The sequence below is a fragment of the Burkholderia sp. CpTa8-5 genome, assembly GCF_017815045.1.
Lineage (GTDB): Bacteria > Pseudomonadota > Gammaproteobacteria > Burkholderiales > Burkholderiaceae > Burkholderia > Burkholderia sola.
The window spans coordinates 340,831-364,889 of the sequence record NZ_JAGIQD010000001.1 but is presented as its reverse complement, the minus strand read 5'-3'; the positions used below and the strand labels follow the sequence as shown (position 1 = coordinate 364,889).

Sequence of the window (24,059 nt, the reverse complement as noted above, 5' to 3'; positions counted from 1 at the left end):
ACGAGCCCGAGTTATTAAAGACGGCATTCTTTATAGATTGTAAAATTCCAAATATTCAACGGCTTAGGTAAAACATATCCATTGCGCAAACGATTTCGCGCCGACGCCGTTATTAACAATCTTTTACCGAGCGGATAAATACTTTGCCAAAGCGGATTCCAATAACATCTTTCTTCAAAAAGACCATCGCGAAACTGCCCGGCTGTGCGATTTCTCACTCGATATACGCGTAAACCATGAATATTGACGCACGTCGACGCCTTACGTTCCTGTCGCAAACCGCCATTTTCGATAATCGAGAAGATTGAATGGTGCGAATAGCGTCGTCATGGCTGGCCGGATTCGAAATATGCTCCTACAATTCCGCTCGCATCGATTCCGGCAGTCGCGATCGTTCTCCACGCGCTCACGGCAATCCGTCGCGTGTCGACCGGCTCCGTGATTAAAACGACGAACGCCGTGCGATGCGTCGTCACAGAGCGGCTTCCGACGTTTCCACCGCACCGGGCAGGCCACCCGCGGAAACGCAGCCAACCGCCTTTTCACCACAGGTGCACGATGTCTTCACCGATCTCCGCGTTGAGCGACGCGCATATCCTGATCGTCGACGATCAACCCGACCAGCTCCGTTTGCTGATCGAGATCCTGCGCAGCACGGGATGCCGGATCAGCATCGCATTCGACGGCACGCAAGCGTGCCAGCGCGCGCAGGCGCTGATGCCCGACCTGATCCTGATGGACGTGCGCATGCCGCACATGGACGGCTTCACCGCATGCCGCCTGCTGGCCGCCGATCCGCTGACGAGCGCGATCCCGGTCATCTTCCTGACCGTGGCCGACGCGTTGCACGAACGGCTCGAGGGGCTCGAGATCGGCGGCGTCGACTATGTGGTGAAGCCATTCGAGCCGGCGGAGGTGATCGCGCGGATTCGCGTGCAGTTGTCCCGGACGAAGCGCGAACGGCCCGCCGTGACGGAGCACGCGGAACGCCCGCCCGCGGGCGGCAAGGAAGACGACATCATCGTGCGCGCGGCCATCCGCCACCTGTCGCGCACGCTGAACGATCCGCCGACGGTGGAGGAACTGGCGCGCGCGGTCGGCACGCACGAAAAGCGCCTGTCGCGCGCGTTTCGCGACAATCTCGGCCAGACCGTGTTCGAGTATCTGCGCTACGAACGGCTGCGGATCGCGCAGGATCTGCTGGATTCCACGTCGCTCAGCATCGCCAGCATCGCGAAGGAAATCGGCTTTTCCACGCCGGCCAATTTCGCGACCGCCTTTCGCGAACGGTTCGGCATCACGCCGACCGAATGGCGGCGCCAGGGCCATGCGGGCGCGCGCACCGCCGCCCGGGAGCCGCAACGCCGCGCGTAGGCCGCATGCGACGCGCTCGCGCCTACCAGTTGTATTTCGCGCTGGCCAGCACGGTCCGCTCGTTGCCGAACACGCACACCGCGTACGATTGGCAGCCGCTCACGTAGCGCCGGTCGAACAGGTTCGCGACGTTCACCGCGAAACGCCAGCGCGGCAGTTCGTAATGGATCGCGAGGTCGTAAAGCGTCGCGCTCGGCACCGTCAGCGAGTTGTCCGGCGCGCCCGCCGATGCGCTCTGGTAGCGCACGCCGCCGCCGACGCCGAGGCCCGCCAGCGCGCCCGTATGCCAGGTCCAGTCGGCCCACATCGACGCGATCTGCCGCGGCAGCGGCACGGACACCGGCCAGTGGTTCAGCGACGCGTCGTTCGCCTGCACGTTCTTGACGTCCTGATACGCATACGACGCGACGATCGACAGCTCGCGCGTCAGCTTGCCGACCGCGCTCAACTCGATGCCGCGCGAGCGCACCTTGCCGGTCTGCACCGACGTCGTGCCGGTCGGGTCGAGATTGACCGGCGTCGGCGTCACGACGTTGGTCTGGTCGATCCGATACACGGCCGCGTTCAGCATCAGGTTCCGGCCGGGCGGCTCCCAGCGCAGCCCGGCCTCCGTCTGCGCGCCGCGAGTCGGTTTCGGCAGGCCGCCGCCGAACATCCGCACGCCGATGACCGGATCGAACGACGTCGAATAGCCGACGTACGGCGACAGCCCGGCGTCGCCGCGATAGGTGAGCCCGACGCGCCCGGAGAACGCACTGACGTCCTGCTGCGCGTGCGTGCCGGCGGCGCGGTCGTCGAACCGCGCATTCACGACATCCTCGCGGCCGCCGAGCGTCAGCGTCCAGCGCTGCCAGCGGATCTGGTCCTGCGCGTACACGCCGACCCCGTTCATCGCCGTGTACTGATCGACGTGGCCGAGCGACGTCGGGCCGGAGAAGATCGCGGCCGTCACCGGCCGATAAACCGGGTGGTACAGGTCGAGCGACGGCGCGAGCGCGAGGTACACGCTGTTGGTCGTCGTCTGCCGGTCGAACTGCACGCCGAACAGCAGCGTGTGTTCGAGCGGCCCCGTGCCGAAGCGCGCCTGCGCGTGGTTGTCGATGTCGAGCCGGCTGTAGTTGAGCTGGAACAGCCCCGCGAAACGCATCATGTTCGTCGTGCTGCGCGGCGCGAGGCCGTTGCCGAACACCGTCGCATCGTCGAGCGACAGGTGCGACCAGCGCACGTCCTGATGCAGCGTCCAGATCGCGTTCACGCGGTGTTCCAGCGCATAGCCGAGCGACCATTGCTTCTTGCGGTAGTCGTTGAACGACGGGTCGCCCATGTAGCGGTCCTGCGACAGGCGGCCGTTCGGGTTCGGCAGCACCGTGCCAGACGCGGGCAGGAAGTTCGACGAGATGTCGCCGCTGTCCTGCAGGAACGTCGCGGAAACCGTCAGCGACGTGTCCGCGTTCGGCCGCCAGCGGAACGACGGCGCGAGCGCGACGCGCCGGTCGCCGTTCGGGCCGGTCACCGCATTGCCGTCACGCGCGACGCCGACGAAGCGGTACGCATACTTGCGGTCGGGGTCGAGCGTGTCGCCGACATCGAGCATCGCCTGCTTGCGCGCATCGTTGCCGATCTGCACGCCGGCTTCGCGCACGCGCTCGCCGTCGGCCAGCTTCGTGTGCGCGTCGACGATCGCGCCCGGCTCGCCCGCGCCGTACAGCACCGACGTGGGCCCGCGCAGCACCGCGATCGAATCGATCGTGTACGGATCGACGCGCCAGTTCGCGATCACGGCCGTATCCGGCGCCGGCAGGCCGTCGACGTACAGCGTCGGCGTGAAGCCGCGCAGCGCCGCATACCAGTCGGTGCGGCTGTCGGCGCCGAACGTCGCGAAACCCGGCACGTAGCGCAACGCCTGGTTCAGGTCGGTCGCGCCGGTCATGTCGATCTGTTGCGCGGTCACGAGGTTGACCGTTTGCGGAATCTCGTCGATCGGCGTGTCGGTCTTGGTGCCGGCGGCGGTGCGCCGCCCGACGAGCCCGATCGACGACGCATCGGTCGGCCCTCGCACGTCGATGGCCGGCAGCACGGCCGCTGTCGCCGATGCCTGCGCGTGCGCGCCGGCCGCGGCGGCCACGCACAATGCTCCGCCGGCCGCGATCGCTGTCGCGCGCCGCCCCGCCCCTGTCTCCGTCCACATCGTGTCGATACTCCGTCGTGCTGGGTTGGCCCGTTCGGCCGGATCGGCGAACCGCGTGTCGCCGCGGTCCATCCGGTGATGTCGTGTTTGCCGTGCCGGCGAAGGCTGTGACGCACGGATCGCCGGGATGTACCGGCCGATCGCGCCGTTCGCGAGCGCAGCGATGATACCGGCCGAACGTGGCGCGGTCTTTAAAAAAAATCGGCTCGGCGACGGCGGCGGCACGCGGATTGCTCGTCGCCCGAACCGCATCAGGAACCCGGCGCAGCCGGGCATCGACGTGACACGCACATCCGGCAGGATTCACATCGGCATTTCGGGCTGGCGCTACCCCGGCTGGCGGGGAACCTTCTACCCGCCCGACCTGAAGCAGGCCAAGGAGCTGCGGTATGCCTCGGGCCACATGCAGACGATCGAAATCAACGGCACGCACTACAGCTTGCAAGCACCTGACAGCTGGCGGCGCTGGTACGCCGACACGCCGCCCGGGTTCGTGTTCAGCGTGAAAGGGTCGCGCTACCTGACGCACATGCTGCGCTTTCGCGACGAAACGGCCACGATCGCATGCGCGAATTTTTTCGCGCAGGGGCTGTTCGCGCTGAAGGACAAGCTCGGGCCGCTGCTGTGGCAATTCCCGCCGTCGCTGCGGTTCGACCCGGCGCACATGGAGCGCTTCCTGAGCCGGCTGCCGCACGACACGGAAGCCGCGCTCGCGCTCGCCCGGCGGCACGATGCGCGCGTGCGCGAGCCCTATCTGCAGATCGACCGCAAGCGCGCGTTGCGTCATGCGGTGGAAGTACGGCACGACAGCTTCGTGGATCCGGCGTTCGTGAAGCTGCTGCGCCGCCACAAGGTCGCGCTCGTCGTGTCGGATTCGACCGAGGCGTGGCCGCAGTTCGAGGATCTGAGCGCGCGGTTCGTCTATATCCGGCTGCACGGCACCGAAACGAAGTATTCGGGCGAATACGTCGATGCGGCGCTCGAACGATGGGCGCGCAGAATCGAAGCGTGGAACCGGGGCGCGCAGCCCGACGATGCGCGTCTCGCCGCACCGGCGCTGAAACCGCCGCGTGCGGCGACGCGCGACGTGTACTGCTATTTCGACAACGACACGAAAACGCAGGCGCCGTTCGATGCCGGGCGGCTCATGACGCGGCTCGGGCTGCAGGCGCACGATGCGGCGCCGGAATGAAACGTGCGGCCAAATGCGACCATCGGGACGCCGGTCCGGCCCCGCATGCCCGGGCCCGGAATATGCTCGTCCACTCGCGAATCGCGCCTCCATCGCGCCCCCGCGCGGCCGGTAAATTTTGCACGGCCGGTCACCCGCGCCATGGGCCAATACTGCAAGGAGAAAAACGATGACCCTGCTTATCTACCTGGTCGGATGGATCATCTTCATCGGCGGCGTCGCGTGGGGTTTGATGACGCTGCACGTCGCGCAATACGTCATCGAGATCGTGGCCGTCATCCTGTTCGGGATCGCGGTCATCACGGGCGCGACGCGCGCGCGGAATCGCGACCGGTCGTAGCGCGGCGCGGATGCCGCGATCCCTGCGGACAGCAGGGTGGCCGCGCAACAGGCCGGCGGCTTCCCGCGCACATGTTGCAGCCGCAACTGCCGCATGAAGCCCATCGAGCCAGTCAATCGAGGTGTTCCGAATCGCCTGCGAGCCGCTCGTTCAGCACGCGCGCGTCGGCCTGCCGGTCCAGCGACAGGCACATGTCGCTCAACGCGTCGACGCGCGCACCGTCGAACGCCGTGCTTGCCAGCGCACGATATTTGGCCAGCAGCGCCGCATCCGGTAGCGGATTGCGCGGATCGCCGAGGGCGATCGGCACGTGCCGCGATTCGCGCGTCCCGTTCGCGCGCTGCAGGATCACGGTCGGCTCGTCGAGATCGCCGAGCGCCGGATCGACATCGACCGTGATGCGCGCGAGCAGCGCAGTCACGCTCGGATCGGTGCGCCGGTCCGCACGATAAGCGTCGATCCCGGTGTCGCCGAACACGAGCGCCGCCGCAACCGCGTACGGCAAGCTCATCTGCGCGGACGACAGCGTCGACAGGTCGCGGCCGCCGCACATCCGCGCGACGAACGCGCTCGCGCGCACCGTCACCCGTTCGATCTCGCCGGCCGCGAACGTGCGGCCGTCCGCGAGTTGCAGCGCCGCGTCGACCGCCGCATGCGCGCTGCGGCACGACGCGTGCGGCTTGATCGAGCAGCGCATCAGCTTCCAGTGCGTGCCGAGGCCGTCGGTCAACGCGTCGGGCGCATGCGACGGCGCGGCGAACGTGTTGAAGAAGCCGCCCCACACGTCGTCGAACACGCGTGCGGGGCCGCTCACGCCCTCCCGGGCAAGCAACGCCGCCAGCACGCCGCCTTCCGCCGCACGCCCGGCGTGCAGCCGCTTGGTCTGCGATCCGTCGTGAATGAAGCTCCACAGGCCGCCGGCGAAGCTCGCCGCATGGCCCAATGCGTCACGCGTGCGCACGGCGTCGAGTCCGAGCACGCGCGCGCTCGCGGCGGCCGCGCCGAACACGCCGCAACTGAGCGTCGAATGCCAGCCCGCGCCGTTATGGGCCGAGTAGCCGCCCGCCGCCTCGAGCACGCGCCGACCGACGTCGTATCCGAGCACGATCGCCATCACGCATTCTCGGCCCGCGACCGGTTGGCTGGCGCACGACAGCGCGGCCAGCACGGCTGGCAGCACGACCGCGCCCGAATGATCGCAGCCGCCCGAATCGTCGAGCTCGAGTGCGTGCGCGGCAATGCCGTTGACGAACGCCGCGTCGCGCGCACTCGCACGCCGTCGCGTGCCCCATAGCGACGCACCGCCGCATCCAACGGCGCCGGTCAGCGCACGGGCGCTGCGCGTCTCGACAGCCGACGCGCCCGCCAGCGCGGCGCCGAACGTGTCGAGAACATGACGCGTGGCTTTCGCGACGACGTCGTCCGGCAATACATCGACGGAAGTCCGTGCGACGAATGCCGCGAGTCGCGTCGCGCGCGCTTGCGTGTCCGTCGTCATCGTGCCGCCTCGTCTGCCACGCAGCGTGCGAACACGTCGACCGGATGGCCCGGGTCGTTGACGGGTGCCTGTGCATGCCACCAGCGCGCGATGTCGTGCCCCGTCGCGAACCACGCATCGCCGGTGCCGCGCAAGTGCGCGAGCAACGCGTGCAGCAAAGCGATCCGGCCGGCCGTGCCGATGATCTCGGGATGCAGGCGCAACACGCAGCACAGCCCGAAACGCCTGAACCCGTCGACGTCGCGCCGCCAGTTGTCGAGCACGTCGCGGTACGCGGCGATGCGCGGCTGGCCTGCCGGCACGGGCGGCGACAGGTTGAACTCGAAATACGGTTCGTCCTCGAGCTCGTAGTGCAGCGGCAGTTCGACGAGCCGTGCGCCCTTCACGTCGCCGCCGCTACGCGGATGCACGTAAGGCAGATCGTCGCCGCGCCAGGACGACGACCACGTGAAACCTTCCGCGACGAGAAATTCGGCGAAGCCGTCGGCCCAGTTGCCGGTGAACGAGCGAAAGCCGTGTGCGTCGCGACCGGTCGCGTCCGCGAGCGCCGCACGCCCCGCGCGGCACGCGTCGATCTGGGCAGCGAGCGGCAATGCATCGAAATCCTCGCAGCGATAGCCGCTCACGCCGAGCTCGTGGCCGGCCGCGGCAATCTCGCATACCGTGCCCCGATGCGTTTCGGCGACGGCACCGGGCACGAACCAGCTCGTCGGTACGCCGAACGCATCGAACGCCGCAAGCAGCCGGTCGACACCGCGCGTCGCGCCGTAACGCCAGACCGACAGCGATTTCTCGCGGCCGACGATACGCGGTTCGCGCGTCTGGATGCCATGAATGTCGTTGAAGTCGACCGTGATCGCGACCGCGTATCGCGCGCCGCCCGGCCATGCAGGAAGGTGGGTCACGTGCCGCTCCGTTGCGTGGGCGCCGCCTCCCGCGCGGCCTGCCCGAGCCACCAGTCGGCGACATCGCGGCAGCGCGCGAACCATACGCCGTCCTGCGCGCACATGTGGTCGAGCCAGGCCTCCAGCAGCGCGATGCGTCCCGGCTTGCCGCACACCTTGGGATGAAGAAGCGTCGTCAGGCACAGCCCTTCACGGTATACGCCGTCGAATTCGCGCGTCCAGTTGTCGAGCGTCGCGCCGTAGCCCGCGATCCGGTCGAGCCCGGCCGGGTAGTCGGGATTGCGGTGATACGCGAGCGACGCGTAGTCGTCGGTCTCCCAGCGGCCGGGAATCTCGACGAGCGGCGGCTCGCCGTCCTCGCCGTGCAGCAGGTACGGCCGGTCGTCGCCGCGCATCGAGCTCGAATAGCGCACGCCCGCTTCGCGCAGCACGGCCACCGTCGCGGCGCTCCAGTCGCCGGACGGCGTGCGGAACCCGACCGGCCGCACGCCGAGCGTGCGCGCGAAGATCTCGGCCGATTGCGCCATGATCTCGCGCTGCCGATCGGGTTCGAGTGTCCAGAACGCTTCGTGCCGGTAGCCGTGATAGCCGATCTCGTGGCCGCGCTCGACGATCGCCGCGCATTGCGCGGGCCACGTTCGCGCGACCCAGGCGGGCACGAAGAACGTCGCGGGCAACGCGAAAGACGCGAGCAGGTCGAGCAGCCGGCCGAGCGCGCGCCACGGCCCGTAGCTGCCGAGCGTGAAATACGCGGGGTTGCGCCAGATCGACCCGTTCAGCATCGCGTCGCCGGTCGGGCCGTCGAGATCGAACGCGAGCGCGACGCATGCGCGCTTCGCGTCGGGCCAGCGGGGCGCCAGGTCCGTCATCGCGCGCTCAGTGGGTGCCGTTGATCATCGCCTTCGCCACCGCGTGTTCCTGCAGCCCCCATTTCGCGAGCAGCTTCCGGTACGAGCCGTCCGCGATCAGCTGGTCGAGCGCCGCCGTCAGCGCGCTGCTCAGCGCCGTGTTGCTCTTCGCGACGCCAATGCCCGTGTATTGCGACAGGAACGGCTTGCCGACCGGCGCATACGCGTTCTGCTCGAGGCTGTTCTGGTACGGCAGCGTCTCGCCGCCCTGCACCGCCGCGTCGATGCGGTTCTGGCGCAGCTGCATCCGCGCATCCGACGAGCCGTCGGTCCCCACCACCACGATCGGCGGCTTGCCGGCCTTCACGCAGTTCTCCGCGCTCCATGCGGTCGTATTGTCCGGGAACGACGTGCGCCGGCTCGACCCCACGCGCTTGCCGCACAGCGCGCTCATCTGCGCGAACTCGCCGGCGCGTGCCTTCAGCACGTAGAACTGCGGGCCCGTCTCGATGTAGTCGACGAACGTCACCGCATCGCGGCGCGTCGGCAGGTCGGTCATCCCGGACAGGATCATGTCGACGCGTTGCGTCGCGACCGCGCTCATCATCTGGTCGAAGCTCGTCTCGACCCAGTTGAGTTTCGCGCCCATCTTCGCGGCAAGCGCCTCGCCGAGATCGACGTCGAAGCCCGCGAGCTTGTCGGTCGCCGGATCCTTGTATTCGAACGGCGGATAGTTCGGCACGATCGCGACGTTCAGCGTGCGTTTCGCGGCCGCGGGGGCGGATTGCGCGACCGAGAACGTCGCATGAAGCGCGAGCGCGCCGAATGCGGCGGCGGCCAGCGTGCGGGTCAGGACGGATGCTTTCATGGGGTGTCGCCTTGTCGTTGTGGGCTTGTATCGTTGACGGAGGAATCGTTCGGGCGCTTCTGCACGGGGCGCCCGACCCGCTCAAGCAATCACCGCCGAAATGAAGTCGCGCGTGCGCGCATGGGTCGGCGCGGACAGCACCTGGTCCGGCGGCCCGCTTTCGACGATCCGGCCGCCGTCCATGAACACGACGCGGTCGGCCACCTCGCGCGCGAAGCCGAGCTCGTGCGTGACGACGATCATCGTCATCCCGCTCTTCGCGAGATCGCGCATCACGGCCAGCACTTCGCCGACGAGTTCGGGATCGAGCGCCGACGTCGGTTCGTCGAACAGGATCAGTTGCGGATGCATCGCAAGCGCCCGCGCGATCGCGACGCGCTGCTGCTGGCCGCCCGACAGCTCGACCGGAAACGCGTCGCATTTGTGGGCGAGCCCGACGCGGGCGAGCAGCGCGCGCGCCTCCTCCTCCGCTTGCGCACGGCGGCGCTTGAGCACCTGCACGGGGCCCTCGATCACGTTCTCGAGCGCCGTCTTGTGCGGAAACAGGTTGAAGCGCTGGAACACCATGCTCGTCGCCAGCCGCTGGCGCGCGACCTGGCGCTCGGACAGCGCGTGGAGCCGGTTGCCCGTGCGCCGGTAACCGGCCAGTTCGCCGTTGACCCACAGCGCGCCCGCGCTGATCGTCTCGAGTTGATTGATGCAGCGCAGGAACGTGCTCTTGCCCGAGCCCGACGGGCCGATGACGCACAGCACTTCGCCCTGTTCGACGTCGAGCGTGATGCCGTGCAGCGCCTGGAAATCGCCGTACGACTTGCGCACGTCGACCGCGCGAACGACTGCATTCGTCATGACGTTCTCCCGATAGTTGTGGATCGTGTCGTTCATTTTCGGCCCGCCGCGCGCCCCGCACCGCGTGCGAAGCGCCGTTCGACGCGGGCCTGCGCGAGCGACAGCACGGTGACGACCGCGAGATACCAGATGCCGGCGACGATCAGCAGTTCGATCACGCGGGCATTCGCGTAATAGATGTTCTGCGCGTTGTGCAGCATCTCCGCGTACTGCACGACGCTCGCGAGCGACGTCAGCTTGACCATGCCGATCAGCTCGTTGCCGATCGGCGGCACGATCACGCGCATCGCCTGCGGCAGGATGATCCGGCGCAGCGCCTGCAGGCGCGGCATGCCGATCGATTTCGCGGCCTCGTACTGGCCTGTATCGACCGATAGCAGCCCGGCCCGCACGACTTCCGACGTATACGCGCCCTGGTTGATGCCGAGTCCGAGCACGGCCGCGAGGAACGGCGTCATCACGTCGACGGTCCGGTATTCGGCGATGCCCGGGATGCCGAGCGTCGGAAACACCAGCGCCAGGTTGAACCACAGCAGCAACTGCAGAATCACCGGCGTGCCGCGGAACAGCCAGATATAGCCCTGCGCGATCGCCCCGAGCACCGGGTTCGACGACAGCCGCATCACCGCGGTGACGACCCCGAGCACGACACCGACCGTCATCGCGAGGACGGTCATCACGATCGTGTTGGCGAGCCCCGTCAGGATCGAGCGCGCGGTCAGGAACTGGCCGACGACACGCCATTCGATCTGTCCGCGCGCGAACGCGGCGGCGATATAGGCAAGCGCGGCAACGATCGCGACCGATGCGACGTAGCGGCCCCAGTAGCGCCGGCGCACGCGCACGAGGGCGGCCGTGTCGTCCGCGACCGCATCGGCCGCCGCCGGTGCGCCGTCGAGACGGCGGGAATCGGATGCGCTCAGCATGACGGCCCCCGATAATCGGCCGCCCACGCGGCCTGGCGCTCGATTGCCTCGCTCAGGCGGTCGATCTGTTCGCGCACGCGTACGGGCGACGTGCCGCCCGCCCCGCCGCGTGCGGCGACGGCCGCGTCGAGCGTCAGATGCGCGCGCACCGCCGGTGCGAGGCGCGTGTCGACGGCCTGCAACTGTTCGGCGCTCGCGTCGGCCAGCTCGATGCCGTCCCGCTCGCACGCGCGCACGAGCGTGCCGGTGATCTCGTGCGCCTCGCTGAACGGCACGCCCGTCAGCGCGAGCCAGTCGGCGACCTCGGTGGCGAGCGTGAAGCCGAGCGGCGCCTGGCGACGCATCTCGTCGACGTTCACGCGCATCGTGCGGATCATCCCCGCCATCGCCGGCAGCACGAGTTCGAGCGTGTCGATCGAATCGAACGCGGCGATCTTGTCTTCCGCGAGATCGCGGTTGTACGCGAGCGGCAGCGACTTCAGCGTCGCGAGCAGCCCCGTCAGGTTGCCGATCAGGCGCCCCGCCTTGCCGCGCGTGAGCTCCGCGATGTCCGGGTTCTTCTTCTGCGGCATGATCGAGCTGCCGGTCGCGTAGCCGTCGTCGAGTTCCACCCAGCGGAATTGTCGCGACGTCCACAGGATCACTTCTTCCGACAGGCGAGACAGGTTCACGGCGAGCATGCTGGCGACGAACACGAATTCGGCGACGTGGTCGCGCGCGGCCACCGCGTCGATCGAGTTCTCGCACGGCGCGTCGTAACCCAGCTCCCGCGCCGACAGCTCGGGCCGCACGCAGATCGCCGAGCCCGCGAGCGCGGCCGCGCCGAGCGGCGAACGCGCGGTGCGACGGTCCCAGTCGACCAGGCGATCGGCGTCGCGATACAGCGACTGCGCGTGGGCAAGCAATTGATGGCCGAACACGATCGGCTGCGCGGGCTGCAGGTGGGTGAATCCGGCCGTCACCGTGTCGACATGCCGGCTCGCCTGGCCGATCAGCGCATCCTGCAGGTCGAGCACGCCGCGCACGAGCCGGCGCGCCTTGTCGCGCAGATACAGGCGCAGGTCGTTCGCCGCCTGGTCGTTGCGCGAGCGCCCGGCGCGCAGCTTGCCGCCGAGCGCCGGCAGCCGCTGCGTGAGCACGCGCTCGAGGAACGTGTGCACGTCCTCGTCGGCGAGCGATGGCGCGATCGCGCCGGCGGCATAGTCGCGCGCGATGCCGTCCATCGCGTCCAGCAGTTGCGCGAGGTCGTCGTCGTTCAGGATACCCGCGCGGTTCAGTTCGCGCGCATGGGCCCGGGAGCCCGCCAGGTCGTACGGCACGAGACGGAAGAAACTCGGATCGGAGCGGGACAGGTTCTGCAGCGCGTCGGACGGCGCCGACTGGAAGCGGCCGCCCCACAGGCGTTCGATCGGTTCGGTAAGGCTCATTGCGGTCGACCTCGGCTCGGTTGGATTGCTCCCACTGTAGGCATTCAATTTTTTTTGTTGTAGCGAGAAATTGAATCCGTTTTAATGAAATTTTTCTCAGTATCGTCGCCCGCGACGCGCCCCGCCGATGCGCAACCGCCTGCCTCCGCTGAACCCGCTTCGCGCATTCGAAGCCGCCGCCCGGTGCGGCAGCGTGTCGGCCGCCGCCGATGAACTGCACGTGACCGCCAGCGCGGTCAGCCACCAGATCCGCATTCTCGAGAACACGCTCGGCATCGCGCTATTCGTCCGATCAAAGGCCCGCGTGAAGCTCACGCCCGAAGGTGAGGCGCTGCTCGAACCGGTCGGTACCGCGTTCGACATGATCGCGAACGCCACCATCAGGCTCGATTCGCCGGCCGCCGCCGGCGATCTCGTCGTGTCGACGCCGCTGTCGCTGACGTCGCGCTGGCTCGCCCGGCACATCGGCGATTTTCTGGAGCGTTATCCGGGTATCCATCTGAAAGTGATTCCGTCGAACGACGATCGCGAAACCTATTCGGCGGACGTCGACGTCTGCATTCGCTACGGGGAAGGCAATTGGCGCAACCGGCGCGTCGAGTTGCTCGCGCATCCGGCGCTGTTCCCGGTCGTGAGCCCGGCGTTGATGAACGGGCCCGATGCGATCCGCAAGGTGCAGGATCTCGCGGGGCGGACGCTGTTCTGCGAGCATGCGGGCTCGTGGACGCGGTGGCTCGCGCAAGCGAACGCCGACAAGCTGCCGGGCATCCGCATTCTCGAAATCGGCAACGCGCACATCGGCGTCGAAGCCGCGGTGCACGGCCAGGGCGTCGCACTCGGCGACAGCCTGTCGGTGCGCGACGACCTGATCGACGGCACGCTCGTGCGGCCGTTCAGCGCCACGGTGCCGTCACGCCACGCGTACTATCTCGTCACGCGTCATGAACTGGCCGAGTCGCCGCTCGTGGCCGCGTTCACGTCGTGGCTGCGGGCACGCCTCGCGTGATACGCGTCGCCGCGCGCGGTGTGCTCACGCACCAAGGCTCGCGAGGTCGTCCCACACCATCACGATGTTGCGCGATCGCCAGACCGGCCCCGGATCGATGTATTCGCCGGCAGGCCGGCCATGCAGCGCCGCATAAAACGCGATCGCCGCGTCGTTGCCGTCGACGACGCTCAACGCCGCGCCCGGATACCGCAACCGGCCCAAATGCGTCGCGAGCCGCGCGAGCAGCTGGCGGCCGATGCCGCGACGCTGGAATCGGGGATCGACATACAGAAACTTGATCTCGCCACGGCCGTTGAATACCGGATCGGACGGCGCGCCGGCGGCCCCGATGCCGACGATCCTGCCGTCGATCTCCGCCACCAGCACGAGCGGGTTCCCGTCGTTCGACGACAGCTTTTCATTCCATTGTCTGCGGCGATAGTGTTCGTCGAGAACGGCGTGCGCGTCGGCCGGCGCGAGATCCCGATAGGTGTGCCGCCAGACCTTGACATGAAAATCGGCGATCGCCTGCGCATCGCCGATCGTGGCGGACCGGATGGATAGGCCAGTCATTGAGGACGCTCCCGGAGGCATCGCGTCGACGGGCGCGATGTGCACGACGGATTGTCGACGATCCGCGCAACGCTGTCGAACGACCTTCGTCGCCGCGCGATCGAGCGGGCCGACCCAACGCGCCGCCCTCACCCCCGTCCGCGCCGCATCCTGAGCGTCGCCGACGGCGATTCGCCGAACGCCCGCTTGTATTCGATCGCGAACCGCCCGAGGTGCGCGAAGCCCCATTTCAACGCGACGTCGGTAACCGACGCGAGCCCCGGCGTGTCGTCGGCCAGCAGTTCGTCGCGCACATGTTGCAGCCGCAACTGTCGGACGAAGCCCATCGGCGTGATCCCGTGGCGATTGCGGAAGCCGGCGAACAGCGTGCTCGGGCTGACGCCGGCGAGTTCGGCGAGCCGTTCGATCGTCAGCGGCTCGTCGAGATGCGCGCGGATGTATTCCTCGACGCGCCGCACGTAGAACGGCGCGAGCGGCGCCGGCGCGGAACGGGTGCCGTTGCGCGCGGTGTTCGGGTGGCCGTACAGCAGCAGGTTCAGCAGCGTCGATTCGAGCTGCTCGAACGCGAGCGGATGACGCAGCGGATGCGCGTCCGTCGCGATCGCGCCGGCGAGCACCGGCAGCAATTGCGCGAGACAGACGCCTTGCGGCGACGACAGGTCGAACGCCGGTTCGAATTCGACGCTCGCGCGCCGGTCCCCGCCGAAATGCCGCTGCGCATGCCGTTCCATCACGTCGCGCTCGATACGCAGGATGACTTGCGGACACGCTTCGCCCCATCGCATCCGGAGCGGCAGCGTGGGCGACAGCAGCGACGCCGTGTCGGGCGACGACACGAAGCGCGTCGCGCCGCATTCGATCTGGGCGTCGCCGCGCAGCGGAATCTGCAACAGATAGAAATGCTCGAGCGGCCCCGGTTCGATCGACACCTCGCCACCGTAATCGAGCAGGTTCAGCGACAGGTTGCCCCAGCGCGCATGGTGCATGCAGCTGTGCAGCACGCGCGATTCGCCGGTGGGCGTGAGTCGATGCGGCTTGAAGACGTCCGCCACGCGCGCACGCACCTCGTCGACGTCGTTCGACTCCAGCAGCAGCGTGCCGTGATTGAAACAGGCGGCTTCACCCAGCCAGCCGGTTTCGGAAAATTGCGCCATCGAAGTTCTCCCGTCGTGCTCGATCGCACTCGCGCCGTGCATGCATTCCCGATCTCGGGGAATGCGTCGCACGATCCGGACAGCGCCCGGAGCATCCGGACAATCCGTCCCACGAAACACGCAAGTCCCGCGCAAGCCACGCAAGAAGCGGACCGTTCGCGCATCGTAGAAAACTGTGCGGGCTGTCCGCATCCGCACATACCCGCAGTCGCCCGCGGCCCGCCGGCTCGCGGCGGCCGCTGCCGCAGGTTTCCGTAATTCGCGGATACCGGCCGAAGAAAGCGGATAGAAACGCCCATTTCGGCCGCCAATACTGGGCCCATCACCGAAACCAACAGCACGGAGGGACAGATGAACGGACGTCACATCGAGATTCCATCGCCGGACGGCGGCGCGTTTCGCGCGTACCTGAGCACGCCGGCCGGCGGCACGGGGCCGGGCATCGTGCTCTGTCACGAGATCTTCGGCGCGAACGCGACGATGCGGGACGTGGCCGACTACTACGCCGAGGAAGGCTACACGGTGCTCGTGCCGGACCTGTTCTGGCGCCAGTCGCCCGGCATCGAGCTCGGGTATGCGGCGGCCGATGTCGAGCGCGCGATGGCCCTTTATCGCGAATTCGACGAAAACAACGGTGTCGACGACGTCGGCGCCGCGCTGGACGCGCTCCGCCAGCGGCCGGAATGCACGGGCGAGGCCGGCGTGCTCGGCTACTGCCTCGGCGGCAAGCTCGCGTATCTCGCCGCATGCCGGCTGCCGGGCGTGGCGGCGGCGGTCAGCTACTACGGCGTGGGCATCGAGCATGCGCTGGACGAAGCGGCGCACCTGCACGGGCGGCTCGTGCTGCAGATCGCCGCGCAGGACCGTTTCTGCCCGCCCGACGCGCAGCAGCGCATCGCGGCTGCGCTGGCCGGCCGCGACGGCGTCGAAGTCTACGTCTACCCCGGCGTCGACCACGCGTTCGCCCGCGCCGGCGGCGATCATTACGACCAGGCCGCCGCGGTCATGGCCCACCAGCGCGCGATCGCCGCGTTCCGCGCCGCGCTCGGCCCGCGCTACGACCTGTCCGCGCTGTGGGAAACGCATCTGCAGCACGAGTTCGACACGCGCAACGTCGACGCGACGATGGCCACGATGGTCGCCGAGCCGTACGTCAACCATATTCCGACGCTGACGGGCGGCGTCGGCCATGACGAGCTCAAGCGCTTCTACACGCATCACTTCGTGCATGCGAACCCGCCCGACACGACGATCACGCCGATCTCGCGCACGATCGGCGCGAGCCAGATCGTCGACGAGCTGCTGTTCTGCTTCACGCACACCACCGAGATCGACTGGATGCTGCCGGGCGTCGCGCCGACCGGCAAGCGCGTCGAGATTCCGCTCGTCGCAATCGTCAAGTTTCGCGGCGACAAGCTCTATCACGAGCACATCTACTGGGATCAGGCGAGCGTGCTCGTGCAGATCGGCCTGCTCGACCCGTCAGGCCTGCCGGTCGCGGGCGTCGACACGGCCCGCAAGCTGCTCGACGTCACCGTGCCGTCGAACGGCCTGATGCGCCGCTGGCGCGACAGTGCGCCGTCCACCGGTGCGCACTGACGCGGCCCCACCCTCACCCCATGATTCCCGGAGACACCCCATGAATGCCCTTGCTGGCAAAGTCGCGCTCGTCACCGGCGGCGCCACGCTGATCGGCGCCGCGGTTGCACAGGACCTGAGCCGCGCCGGTGCGTGCGTCGCGATCCTCGATCTCGATGCGGACAACGGCGCACGCGTGGCCGCATCGCTCGGCGAACGGGCGCTGTTCATCGCGCTCGACATCACGGACGACCGTGCGATCGAGCGCGCGATCGCGACGATCGTCGAACGATTCGGCGCGATCGACGTGCTCGTCAACCTCGCGTGCAGCTATGTCGACAACGGCATCCACGCGACCCGCAACGACTGGCTCGCGGCGATGGACGTCAACGTCGTGTCGGCGGCGATGCTCGCGAAGGCCGTGCATCCGCACATGGCGCGGCGCGGCGGCGGCGCGATCGTGAATTTCAGCTCGATCTCCGCGCAGTGCGCGCAAACCGGCCGCTGGCTGTATCCGACCTCCAAGGCCGCAATCCGTCAGCTCACGCGCAGCATGGCGATGGATCTCGCGCCCGACCGGATTCGCGTCAACTCGGTGTCGCCCGGGTGGACCTGGTCGCGCCTGATGGACGAGCTCACGCACGGCGACCGTGCGAAGACCGATCGCGTCGCCGCGCCGTTCCACCTGCTCGGCCGCGTCGGCGATCCGTCGGAAGTCGCGCAGGTCGTCACGTTCCTGTGCAGCGACGCGGCGAGCTTCGTGACGGGCGCCGACTACGCGGTGGACGGCGGCTATGCCGCGATGGGCCCCGAACAGGCGGTGCCGGCGATTCCGCGGCTCGCGGAGTGACCGCGCGTCGCCGCTGCTTCCCTCGATCACTACGGCCGCTACACGACCAACCAAGGAATTTCCCATGAGACGCATCGCTATCGTCGGCGCCGGCCAGTCCGGCCTGCAACTCGCCTTCGCCCTGCTCGACCAGGGCTACCACGTCACGCTCGCGACCAACCGCGACGCGGAGCAGATCCGCTCCGGCAAGGTCATGTCGAGCCAGTGCATGTTTCACACGTCGTTGCAGATCGAGCGCGATCTCGGCCTGAATACGTGGGAGGAAGCATGCCCGTCCGTCGAAGGCATCGGCATCGCGGTGCCGCACCCGGACGGCCACGGCCGCAAGGCGATCGACTGGTCGTCGCGGCTGACCCGCTACGCGCAGTCGGTCGACCAGCGCGTGAAGATGGCCAACTGGCTCGACGGCGTGCGCCGCCGCGGCGCGGACGTACGGATCGGCGACATCGGCGTGCCCGAACTCGAGGCACTCGCGCGCAGCCACGACCTCGTGCTGCTCGCGGCCGGCAAGGGCGACATCGTGAACCTGCTCGGCCGCGACGATGCGCGCAGCCCGTTCGATCGTCCGCAGCGCGCGCTGGCGCTGACCTACGTGACAGGGATGACGCCGAGCGAGCCGTATTCGCGCGTGCGCTTCAACCTGCTGCCGGGCATCGGCGAGTACTTCGTGTTTCCCGCGCTGACCACTACCGGCCCGTGCGAAATCATGGTGTTCGAAGGCATCCCGGGCGGCCCGCTCGACTGCTGGGCCGACGTAAAGACGCCCGAGCAGCATCTGGACCGCAGCCTGTCGTTCCTGCAGCAGTACGTACCGTGGGAATACGAGCGCTGCCGCGACGTCGCGCTCACCGATCCGAACGGCACGCTGGCCGGGCGCTTCGCGCCGACCGTGCGCAAGCCGTTCTTCCGGCTGCCGTCGGGCCGCACCGTGTTCGGGATGGCCGATGCGGTGGTGGTCAACGATCCGATCACCGGCCAGGGCTCGAACAACGCCGCGAAATGCGCGAACGCGTATTTCGACGCGATCGTCGCGCGCGGCGCCGCACCGTTCGGCGAAGACTGGATGCACCAGACGTTCGAAGGCTACTGGGCGTATGCGCGGCACGTCGTGCGCTGGACCAACTCGCTGCTCACCCCGCCGCCGCCGCACATCCTCGAACTGTTCGGCGCGGCCGGCCAGTTGCCGTCGCTCGCGAAAACGATCGTCGACGGTTTCGACGATCCGCGCCGGTTCGCGCCGTGGTGGTTCGAGCCGTCGGCGTGCGCGGCGCTGATCCGCGAACACAGCGTGCGTGCGGAGTGAGCGCCATGGACACGACCGTTACCGACCGTCCGGCCCTCGACCCGATGCAGTTGCGCGCCGCGTTCGGGCAGTTCCCGACCGGCGTGACCGTGATCACCACGTGCGCGGCCGACGGCCGCAAGGTGGGCCTCACCGCCAATTCGTTCTCGTCGCTGTCGCTCGATCCGCCGCTCGTGTTGTGGAGCCTGCGCAAGCTCGCGCCGAGCCGCCCGGATTTCGTCGCGGCGACCCACTTCGCGATCAACATCCTCGCGCACGACCAGATCGACCTGTCGCGCCGCTTCGCGACGCCCAGCGCCGACAAGTTCGACGGCGTGCCGCACGCGGATTCGGAGAACGGCGGCGTGCCGTGCCTCGACGGCGCGAGCGCGCGCTTCGTGTGCCGCAACGTCGGCCACTACGAAGGCGGCGACCACCTGCTGTTCATCGGCGAGATCGAGCAGTTCGACGCCTTCGGCAAGGCGCCGCTCGTGTTCCATGCGGGCCAGTATCGCGCGATCGCCGATCATCCCGATCTTTCACGTTCCATTTAATTAGTACATACAAGTAAACAACCAAGAGGTGGTGAACATGAAAATCGGCTCTCGCCTGCTCGTCGCCGCAGGCTTCGCACTCGCCGGCCTCGTCGGCCTCGCCGGTCATACGTCGGCCCATGCGGCCGACCTGCCGGCGGTCAACCTCGGCATGACCAGTTTCCTCGACGGCATGCCGCCGGCCGGCGCCGGCTGGTACGGCACGCAGTACCTGCAGTACTACACGGCCGGCCGCGTCAACGACAATGCTGGCAACAAGGTCGGGCTGCCGAAGCAGGACATCGACCTGTTCGCGGGCTTGAGTCAGCTCGTCTATCAGTCCCCGCTGACGTTTGCCGGCATGCATCCGGGCCTCGACGTGATCCTGCCGTGGATCGCGTCCGCGCGGACCGACGACGGCATCGGCAACGTCGCGCTGAATGCGCGCGCCGGCTTCGGCGATCTGCTGATCGGCCCGTTCGTCCAGTTCGACCCGGTGATGGGCGCGCAGGGCCCGCGCTTCGCGCAGCGCGTCGAATTCCAGTTCGTCGTGCCGACCGGCGCGTACGATCCGGCGCGCGCGATCAATCCGGGCAGCCATTTCTGGTCGTTCGATCCGTACTGGGCCGCGACGCTGTGGCTCACGCCGAAATGGACCGTATCGTGGCGGCTGCACTATCTGTGGAACGCGACCAACCATCAACCGGCGACGGCACTCGGCCCGGACGTGACGTCGGCGCAAGCGGGCCAGGCGATCCACGTGAACTTCGCGACCGAGTACGAAGTGCGGCCCGGCCTGCGGCTGGGGCTCAACGGCTACTGGCTACGTCAGACCACCGACATGAAGGCCAACGGGCAGGACGTGCCGGGCACGCGGGAAGCCGTGTTCGCGATCGGGCCGGGCGCCATGTATAGCTTCTCGCCGCACGATCACCTGCTGTTCAACGCGTACTTCGAGACCTATGCGCGCAACCGGCCGCAGGGGACGCGGATGGTGCTGCGCTACGTGCATCACTTTCAGTGATACACCGGGCGTCGGCCGTCCCGATACGCAGCACGCCGGCTCGGCGGTTAGCCGCAGGGGGCAGCCGTGAAGGCGGTGGACTACGGCTCGTTCCATGATCGACCATGGGTCCAGGATGCATCGACGCCGCTATGGTCGACCTGTCTCGCGGCGCCGCCTGGGGAGGGAGCCTCCATGAAGCCTGTTGCCGCGCCGGCCGCCGAATCGCCCCGGGGCCGGCACGTCGAGCCTGAATCGATGCGCGTGAAGCCGCATCCGCGCGCCGCTTACGGCGCGACGCCGACGAACGTGGGCAGCAGCACGCGATAGACGTGGATCATCGCCGGCCCGAGCAGCACCATCATCAGCGCGGGGAAGATGCAGAAGATCAGCGGAAACAGCAGCTTCAGCGCGATCTTCGCCGCGCGTTCCTCCGCGCGCATCCGGCGCCGCGTACGCAGCATGTCCGACAGCACGCGCAGCGATTCGCCGATGCTCGTGCCGAACCGGTCCGCCTGGATCAGCATCGCGCAGAACGATTCGATGTCCTCGACGCCGGTGCGCAGCGCGAGATTGCGCAGCGCCGTCTCCTTCGTGAAGCCGGAGCGCATCTCGAGCAGCAGCAGATCGAGTTCGCTCGCGACCACCTCGCTGCGAAACCGCAGCTCCTCGCTCACCTTCATCAGCGCCGCATCGAGCCCGAGCCCCGCCTCGACGCACACCGTCAGCAGGTCGAGCGCGTCCGGGAAATCCTCGAAGATCTTCTGCTGGCGCACCTTGACCCGCTGCGACAGTACGATGTTCGGGATGTAGTAGCCGATGCCGGCGAGCGCCACGAGAATCAGCGACAGCACCGCGCGCTCGTCGCCGAGCGACGTCGTGATCAGCGCCAGCAGCGCCGCGCACGGCAGGCCGAGCGCGAGTATCGTCTTCGCGGTGAAATACAGCGCGGCCGCGCTCTGGTTGCGCCAGCCGGCATTCATCAGCCGGATGCGCAGCGGCGAATTCTCCCAGCCCTCCTTCGGCACCGACAGCTTCGAGATCGGCGTGGACAGCTCGACCAGCTTCGCGACCCAGCGCGACGCCATGTCGTCGCCGTCGCCCGGGCCGGCGACGCCGCCCGCCCCGGTCCCGCCGGCCTGCTGGAGCCGGCGCTGGATGCCGCGCGGCGCGAACAGCAGCATCGCGACGAGCACGCCGCCGGCCACGAAGATGAACAAGCCGCCCAGCATCACGGCCTGGACCACGCTCAGGTTTTGCATGACAACCTCGCAACGGTTCGTTATTCGGCTCGCGCGTCAGACGCGAATGCGCACGATTCGGCGGATCCAGAACAGGCCGAACAGCATCGACACCAGCATCGTGCCGACCATCCGGATCCCGGCCGGATCCTCCCAGAGCACCGACAGGAATTCGCGGTTCAGCAGCGCCATCACCGCCGCGGTGCCGAACGGCAAGAGCCCGAGAATCCACGCCGACAGCCGCCCTTCCGCCGACAGCACGCGCACCTTGTCGAACAGCTTGAAGCGCTCGCGGATCAGCGCGGCGATGCTGTCGAGCAACTCGGCCAGGTTGCCGCCCGTCTCGCGCTGGATCAGCACCGCGATCACGAAGTAGCGCAGGTCCTGCACCGGCACGCGCGTCGCGAGGTTCATCAGCGCGTCGTGCAGCGACACGCCGTAGTTGACCTCGTCGAACGTGACGCGGAATTCGCCGCCCATCGGCTCGGAAAACTCGTCACCGACCATCCCGAGCGTGCTCGTGAACGAATGACCGGAGCGCAGCGCGCGCGCGATCATGTCGCAGATCTCCGGCAACTGCCGTTCGAGCTTGCGCATCCGCCGGGCGCGGCGGCGCAACACGTACATCATCGGCCACCACCCGGCGAACAGCGCGAGCGGCACCGCGGCGAGCTGCGGCGCTCGCGCGAAACTCGCCGCGAACCACGTGAGCGCCGCGAACGTCGCGCTGAGCGTGATCAGTTTCGGCAGCGTCCAGTCGAGGCCCGACTGCTGGATCACGAGATCGAGCGCGTGCACGCGCGGCAGGCGCAGCAGCAGCCGGTCGAACGGCTTCGACTCGTCGAGCATGCGCTTTTTCAGGATCGACAGCCGCTCCTGCTGCACGTTGCCGCCGGCCGACATCGCGCGAATGCGCGATTCGATCCGGCGCGCGGCGGCGCCGTGCCGCGCGTTCCACCATTGATAGATGCCTTCGATCGACAGCACGACCGCGACGAAGGTAAGAATCACAAAACCGTAAAAGATCGCATTCATGAGCCTCTCCCCGGCAGCACAGGACGCCCTGGCGTCAGTCCGCCTCGTACCGCATGGACGGGTCGTACAGCGAATCCGGCAGGTTGATGCCGAACGCCTGCAGCCGCTCGACGAACTTCGGCCGCACGCCGGTCGCGCAGAAGTGGCCGCGCACCGCGCCGTCGCGGTCCACGCCCGTGCGCTTGAACGTGAAGATCTCCTGCATGTTGATGATGTCGCCTTCCATTCCGGTCAGTTCCTGGATGCTGATGATCTTGCGCTTGCCGTCCGTGAGCCGCGCCGCCTGCACGACCACCGAGATCGCCGACGCGATCTGCTGACGCATCGTCTTCGGCGGCAGCGTCAGGCCGGACACGCTGACCATGTTCTCGAGCCGCGTCAGCGCGTCGCGCGGCGTGTTCGCGTGGATCGTCGCGAGCGAGCCTTCGTGGCCGGTATTCATTGCGTTGAGCATGTCGAGCGCTTCGGCGCCGCGCACTTCGCCGAGGATGATCCGGTCCGGGCGCATCCGCAGCGCGTTGCGCACCAGCGTGCGCTGCGTGATCTCGCCCTTGCCCTCGATGTTCGGCGGGCGCGTTTCGAGCCGCAGCACGTGCGGCTGCTGCAGTTGCAGTTCGGCCGCGTCCTCGATCGTCACGATCCGCTCGTTGCGCGGAATGAAGCCGGACAGGATGTTGAGCAGCGTCGTCTTGCCGCTGCCGGTGCCGCCCGACACCAGCACGTTCACCTTCGCGCGCGACAGCGCGTCGAGCAGCTCGGCCATCGGCGGCGTCAGGCTGTGGTAGCGCACGAGGTCGTCCATCTTCAGCGGGTTGACCGCGAAACGCCGGATCGACATCAGCGGCCCGTCGATCGCGGACGGCGGGATGATCGCGTTCACGCGCGACCCGTCCGGCAGCCGCGCGTCGACCATCGGGCTCGATTCGTCGATGCGGCGCCCGACGCGCGACACGATCTTCTCGATCACCTTCATCAGGTGCGCATCGTCGTAGAACGTCACGTCGGTCAGTTCGAGCTGCCCGCAGCGCTCGACGTAGACCTGCCGGTACGTGTTCACGAGGATGTCGGAAATGCCGGGGTCGCGCAGCAACGCTTCGAGCGGGCCGAAGCCGAACATCTCGTCGTACACGTCGATCGCGAGCTGGCGCCGCTCGATGTCGTTCGCCGGCATCCGCTCCTCGTCGAGGATGCGTGCGATCAGCGAGCCGATCTCCATGCGGACCTGGTCCTGATGCAGTCGCGACAGGCGCTCGAGCTCGACGCGCTCGAGCACGGCCAGGTGAATTTCGCGGCGCAGCTTCTGGTATGCGTCGCGCACCGACGAATGCGCCGGGCCGACCGGTTCGCCGCCCGCCGCCGCCGGCTGGGCCCGATGCAAGGACATCTGTTCGCGCAATGACATGATGG

The 24,059-nt window shown here is 68.0% G+C and carries 22 protein-coding genes; 9 read left to right on the top strand and 13 right to left on the bottom strand.

Annotation, left to right across the window (positions count from 1 at the left end):
- The first annotated feature begins 558 nt into the window (after nucleotides 1–558).
- Nucleotides 559–1,374, top strand: a complete 816-nt coding sequence (locus tag J8I35_RS01680) for a response regulator (protein WP_050015289.1) — start codon at nucleotides 559–561, stop codon at nucleotides 1,372–1,374.
- A gap of 22 nt (nucleotides 1,375–1,396) precedes the next feature.
- Here J8I35_RS01680 and J8I35_RS01675 read toward each other — a convergent pair whose 3' ends face one another.
- Entirely contained in the window at nucleotides 1,397–3,562 is a 2,166-nt protein-coding gene (locus J8I35_RS01675; RefSeq protein WP_209924287.1) for a TonB-dependent siderophore receptor, read from the bottom strand.
- Between the two features lie 280 nt (nucleotides 3,563–3,842).
- Between J8I35_RS01675 and J8I35_RS01670 the strand changes: the two genes are divergently transcribed.
- Together J8I35_RS01670 and J8I35_RS01665 are read left to right on the top strand one after the other, a co-directional pair.
- On the top strand, nucleotides 3,843–4,754 hold the full coding sequence (locus J8I35_RS01670; protein ID WP_209924286.1) for a DUF72 domain-containing protein: 912 nt from the start codon (nucleotides 3,843–3,845) through the stop codon (nucleotides 4,752–4,754).
- A gap of 169 nt (nucleotides 4,755–4,923) precedes the next feature.
- Complete coding sequence (locus J8I35_RS01665; RefSeq protein ID WP_167351632.1) at nucleotides 4,924–5,094, top strand: hypothetical protein; 171 nt, start codon at nucleotides 4,924–4,926, stop codon at nucleotides 5,092–5,094.
- 112 nt (nucleotides 5,095–5,206) lie between these two features.
- Here J8I35_RS01665 and J8I35_RS01660 read toward each other — a convergent pair whose 3' ends face one another.
- The 7 genes from J8I35_RS01660 to argH form a co-directional block, all read right to left on the bottom strand.
- Complete coding sequence (locus J8I35_RS01660; protein ID WP_209924285.1) at nucleotides 5,207–6,592, bottom strand: MmgE/PrpD family protein; 1,386 nt, start codon at nucleotides 6,590–6,592, stop codon at nucleotides 5,207–5,209.
- Nucleotides 6,589–7,497, bottom strand: coding sequence for a polysaccharide deacetylase (locus J8I35_RS01655; RefSeq protein ID WP_252996705.1), 909 nt, complete (start codon nucleotides 7,495–7,497; stop codon nucleotides 6,589–6,591). The genes J8I35_RS01660 and J8I35_RS01655 overlap by 4 nt, the downstream gene beginning before the upstream one ends.
- Nucleotides 7,494–8,366, bottom strand: coding sequence for a polysaccharide deacetylase (locus tag J8I35_RS01650; RefSeq protein ID WP_209924283.1), 873 nt, complete (start codon nucleotides 8,364–8,366; stop codon nucleotides 7,494–7,496). Before J8I35_RS01650 ends, J8I35_RS01655 begins: the two co-directional genes overlap by 4 nt.
- A gap of 7 nt (nucleotides 8,367–8,373) precedes the next feature.
- Nucleotides 8,374–9,213 (bottom strand): ABC transporter substrate-binding protein, encoded by an 840-nt coding sequence (locus tag J8I35_RS01645; protein ID WP_050015299.1) that lies wholly within the window; start codon nucleotides 9,211–9,213, stop codon nucleotides 8,374–8,376.
- A gap of 81 nt (nucleotides 9,214–9,294) precedes the next feature.
- Complete coding sequence (locus J8I35_RS01640; RefSeq protein ID WP_280883586.1) at nucleotides 9,295–10,098, bottom strand: amino acid ABC transporter ATP-binding protein; 804 nt, start codon at nucleotides 10,096–10,098, stop codon at nucleotides 9,295–9,297.
- Complete coding sequence (locus tag J8I35_RS01635; protein ID WP_050015303.1) at nucleotides 10,095–10,988, bottom strand: amino acid ABC transporter permease; 894 nt, start codon at nucleotides 10,986–10,988, stop codon at nucleotides 10,095–10,097. Before J8I35_RS01635 ends, J8I35_RS01640 begins: the two co-directional genes overlap by 4 nt.
- Complete coding sequence (gene argH, locus J8I35_RS01630; protein WP_209924282.1) at nucleotides 10,982–12,415, bottom strand: argininosuccinate lyase; 1,434 nt, start codon at nucleotides 12,413–12,415, stop codon at nucleotides 10,982–10,984. The genes J8I35_RS01635 and argH overlap by 7 nt, the downstream gene beginning before the upstream one ends.
- A 127-nt stretch (nucleotides 12,416–12,542) precedes the next feature.
- Between argH and gcvA the strand changes: the two genes are divergently transcribed.
- Nucleotides 12,543–13,421, top strand: a complete 879-nt coding sequence (gene gcvA, locus J8I35_RS01625; protein WP_209924281.1) for a transcriptional regulator GcvA — start codon at nucleotides 12,543–12,545, stop codon at nucleotides 13,419–13,421.
- Nucleotides 13,422–13,445: 24 nt separating this feature from the next.
- On the opposite strand, the gene J8I35_RS01620 is transcribed toward gcvA, so the two are convergent.
- Both J8I35_RS01620 and J8I35_RS01615 read right to left on the bottom strand, forming a co-directional pair.
- Nucleotides 13,446–13,976 carry a GNAT family N-acetyltransferase gene (locus J8I35_RS01620; RefSeq protein WP_209924280.1) on the bottom strand — a complete coding sequence of 177 codons (531 nt, stop codon included), beginning with the start codon at nucleotides 13,974–13,976 and terminating at the stop codon, nucleotides 13,446–13,448.
- 128 nt (nucleotides 13,977–14,104) lie between these two features.
- Nucleotides 14,105–15,130 carry an AraC family transcriptional regulator gene (locus J8I35_RS01615; protein ID WP_209924279.1) on the bottom strand — a complete coding sequence of 342 codons (1,026 nt, stop codon included), beginning with the start codon at nucleotides 15,128–15,130 and terminating at the stop codon, nucleotides 14,105–14,107.
- 351 nt (nucleotides 15,131–15,481) lie between these two features.
- Here J8I35_RS01615 and J8I35_RS01610 point away from each other — a divergent pair, with 351 nt between their 5' ends.
- From J8I35_RS01610 to J8I35_RS01590, 5 genes are all read left to right on the top strand, one after another.
- Entirely contained in the window at nucleotides 15,482–16,729 is a 1,248-nt protein-coding gene (locus J8I35_RS01610; RefSeq protein ID WP_050015313.1) for a dienelactone hydrolase family protein, read from the top strand.
- Nucleotides 16,730–16,769: 40 nt separating this feature from the next.
- A complete protein-coding gene (locus J8I35_RS01605; protein WP_209924278.1) occupies nucleotides 16,770–17,558 on the top strand; it encodes an SDR family oxidoreductase in 789 nt (262 codons plus the stop codon).
- Nucleotides 17,559–17,622: 64 nt separating this feature from the next.
- A complete protein-coding gene (locus J8I35_RS01600) occupies nucleotides 17,623–18,861 on the top strand; it encodes a styrene monooxygenase/indole monooxygenase family protein (protein ID WP_209924277.1) in 1,239 nt (412 codons plus the stop codon).
- 5 nt (nucleotides 18,862–18,866) lie between these two features.
- Nucleotides 18,867–19,394, top strand: a complete 528-nt coding sequence (locus tag J8I35_RS01595; protein ID WP_050015318.1) for a flavin reductase family protein — start codon at nucleotides 18,867–18,869, stop codon at nucleotides 19,392–19,394.
- Between the two features lie 37 nt (nucleotides 19,395–19,431).
- On the top strand, nucleotides 19,432–20,397 hold the full coding sequence (locus J8I35_RS01590) for a transporter (RefSeq protein WP_209924276.1): 966 nt from the start codon (nucleotides 19,432–19,434) through the stop codon (nucleotides 20,395–20,397).
- A 266-nt stretch (nucleotides 20,398–20,663) separates the two neighbouring features.
- Here J8I35_RS01590 and J8I35_RS01585 read toward each other — a convergent pair whose 3' ends face one another.
- The 3 genes from J8I35_RS01585 to J8I35_RS01575 are packed head-to-tail and all read right to left on the bottom strand — an operon-like array spanning nucleotide 20,664 to nucleotide 24,054.
- Nucleotides 20,664–21,638, bottom strand: coding sequence for a type II secretion system F family protein (locus tag J8I35_RS01585; protein WP_050015320.1), 975 nt, complete (start codon nucleotides 21,636–21,638; stop codon nucleotides 20,664–20,666).
- A gap of 36 nt (nucleotides 21,639–21,674) precedes the next feature.
- Nucleotides 21,675–22,652 (bottom strand): type II secretion system F family protein, encoded by a 978-nt coding sequence (locus tag J8I35_RS01580; RefSeq protein WP_050015321.1) that lies wholly within the window; start codon nucleotides 22,650–22,652, stop codon nucleotides 21,675–21,677.
- 34 nt (nucleotides 22,653–22,686) lie between these two features.
- The gene (locus J8I35_RS01575; protein WP_050015323.1) at nucleotides 22,687–24,054 is read right to left on the bottom strand and encodes a CpaF family protein; all 1,368 of its coding nucleotides are present in this window, start codon (nucleotides 24,052–24,054) and stop codon (nucleotides 22,687–22,689) included.
- Nucleotides 24,055–24,059 lie beyond the last annotated feature (5 nt).